A 2234-nucleotide genomic window follows, 5' to 3' on the forward strand; every position below is an offset into this window, starting at 1 on the left:
CGTACACCGAGACGCACTCGGTGCTCAGCCCCGCCGCGTACGCGGAACTGCGCCTGGGCACGCCGCACGGCGCGGTCGCCCCCGTCCTGCCGGACCGCGCGGTCAACGACCCGCCCGTCGAACGTGCCCCCGCGCCCCCGAAGGACGCCGACTGCCGCTACTACCGGTCGAGTGGCGAACTCCTCGTCTCCGTCGACCACTTCCGGCTCTGCTTCGACGAGGAGGGACGCCTGGCCGCCAAGGACGTCATCCCCCGCGCCGGGCCGTCCGGCGCGGGACGCGATCCGTACGAGCGACACGAGGAGTCCGCACGGTGATCCGGGTACTGCTGGCCGACGACGAGGCGATGGTGCGAGCCGGCGTGCGCGCCATCCTGGCGAGCGGCGGGGAGAGCGAGGTCGTCGCCGAGGCGGGGGACGGCCGCGAGGCGGTCGAACTGGCCCGTGCCCACCGCCCCGACGTCGCCCTGCTGGACATCCGCATGCCCCGCCTGGACGGACTCGCGGCCGCGCGGGAGATCGTACGGACCGTCCCCGGCACGGCCGTCGCCATGCTGACCACCTTCTCCGAACAGTCCTACGTGGCCCAGGCCCTGGCCGGCGGTGCCACCGGCTTCCTGCTCAAGTCCGGTGACCCCTACGAACTGATGGCGGGCGTACGGGCCGTGGCCGAGGGCGCCGCCTTCCTCTCTCCGAAGGTCGCCCGGTACGTCGTCGAGGACCTCGGCAGGGGCGGTGGCGGCGGCCGGCTCGCCCGCGAGGAACACGCCCGCGCGCGTGTGGCGCGACTCAGCCCCCGCGAACGCGAGGTGCTCGGTCTCGTCGGCGCCGGCCTGTCCAACCCGGAGATCGCCGCCCGGCTGCACCTCGTCGAGGGCACGGTGAAGGCGTACGTGAGCGCGGTCTTGGACCGGCTGGAGGTACGCAACCGGGTCCAGGCCGCGATCGTCGCGTACGAGGCGGGACTGGTCGAGACGGACGCCTGAACGCCTACGCGCCTAACGCCCACGCGCCTAACGCCTACGCGCCTCAGCGCCGCCGGTGCGAGGCGACGTACGCGGTGTCGACGGCGGTGCCGGCGGCCGGGCCCGGCCCGGTCAGCCACCGCACCGCGGGGGCCGACGACGCGCGCATCGCCTCGGCCAGCCGCGTCGCCGGACGCCTGCCCAGGAGTACGCCCGTGGCGGCGACGACGGCTCCGAGCAGCAGCCCGGCGGCGACGTCGTGCGGATAGTGCACGCCGACGAACACCCGGGAGAAGGCCATCAGCAGGGCGAGCGGGGCCGTGATCCAGATGGCCGCCCGCCGGACCAGGGCCAGAGCGAGGGCGACGGCCGAAGCGCCCGCTATCGTGGCGTGGTTGCTCGGGAAGGACCAGTCACCGGGCGGTGGGCATGCGGCCAGGGACGGCACCGCCTCGGCGACCGCCCGGCACGGACGCTCCTGTGCGAAGCCGGACTTGAGCAGCTCGCTGCACACATACGCCACAGCCGTGGCCACGGGTGCAAGGACCGCTGTCGCGAACGCGTGCGGACTGTCGCGGCGCGACCGCCACCAGGCGACGACGAACAGCGCGCCGAACACCAGGATGCCCGCCTCCGTCCACACCTCCGCCGCGTGCTGGACCCATGTCGGGGTGTCGTGGGCGAAGTCGGTGATGTCGCGGTACAGCTCGTCGTCCTCGAAGGTCATGCTCACGGACGGTAGGCGGCCGGGTGATTCGGTCACACCCCGCGATCGACATGTGCGGCACCTGACGATCGGCAGGGGTCCGGGGCGGTCTCCGGAATGATGATCCGTAAAAGTTGCGGGCTTGAACGGCGGGTGGGACAAGGGAACGCGCCGATCTCTCGTACAGTTTGCGCCGTGGGATCTCTGCGCAATCCGGTCGGGCCGCTTCCCTCCTCCATCTACTGGCGACGGAGGGCCGTACTGCTGTCCCTGTTCGCCCTGTTGGCGCTGCTGATCACGTGGATCGTGGTCGCCGGCGGCGGTGGCGGCGGCAAAGGCCGCGGGGACGGCGCCGACGGCAAGAATCCGGCGCCTTCGATCACTCCCGGGCCCTCGGGTTCCGGGCCGGCGATCAGTGAGGCGCCGGGCGGGCGCGACGAGTCGGGGAGCGGGGACTCCAGCGGTTCGGGCTCCGGCGACGGGTCCGGCTCCGGCGACGGGTCCGGCTCCGGCGACGGGTTCGGTTCCGGCGGCGGCGAGTCCGGTGGCGGCAATGACGGAGCC

The 2234-nt window shown here is 73.3% G+C and carries 2 protein-coding genes and 2 pseudogenes; 3 read left to right on the forward strand and 1 reads right to left on the reverse strand.

The features are described 5' to 3' along the window. Positions 1 to 317 (forward strand): annotated as a pseudogene (locus EBH09_RS39095) (ATP-binding protein); the annotation flags it as partial. After that, on the forward strand, positions 314 to 985 hold the full coding sequence (locus tag EBH09_RS20345) for a response regulator transcription factor (RefSeq protein ID WP_121748388.1): 672 nt from the start codon (positions 314 to 316) through the stop codon (positions 983 to 985). The pseudogene EBH09_RS39095 and the gene EBH09_RS20345, both read left to right, overlap by 4 nt. Positions 986 to 1028: 43 nt before the next feature. Here EBH09_RS20345 and EBH09_RS20350 read toward each other — a convergent pair whose 3' ends face one another. Further along, on the reverse strand, positions 1029 to 1691 hold the full coding sequence (locus EBH09_RS20350) for a phosphatase PAP2 family protein (RefSeq protein ID WP_121748389.1): 663 nt from the start codon (positions 1689 to 1691) through the stop codon (positions 1029 to 1031). A 174-nt stretch (positions 1692 to 1865) separates the two neighbouring features. Here EBH09_RS20350 and EBH09_RS37925 point away from each other — a divergent pair. After that, positions 1866 to 2234, forward strand: a pseudogene (locus tag EBH09_RS37925) (hypothetical protein); the annotation flags it as partial.

The sequence above is a fragment of the Streptomyces sp. E2N166 genome, from assembly GCF_003671715.1.
GTDB classification, from domain to species: Bacteria; Actinomycetota; Actinomycetes; order Streptomycetales; family Streptomycetaceae; genus Streptomyces; species Streptomyces thinghirensis.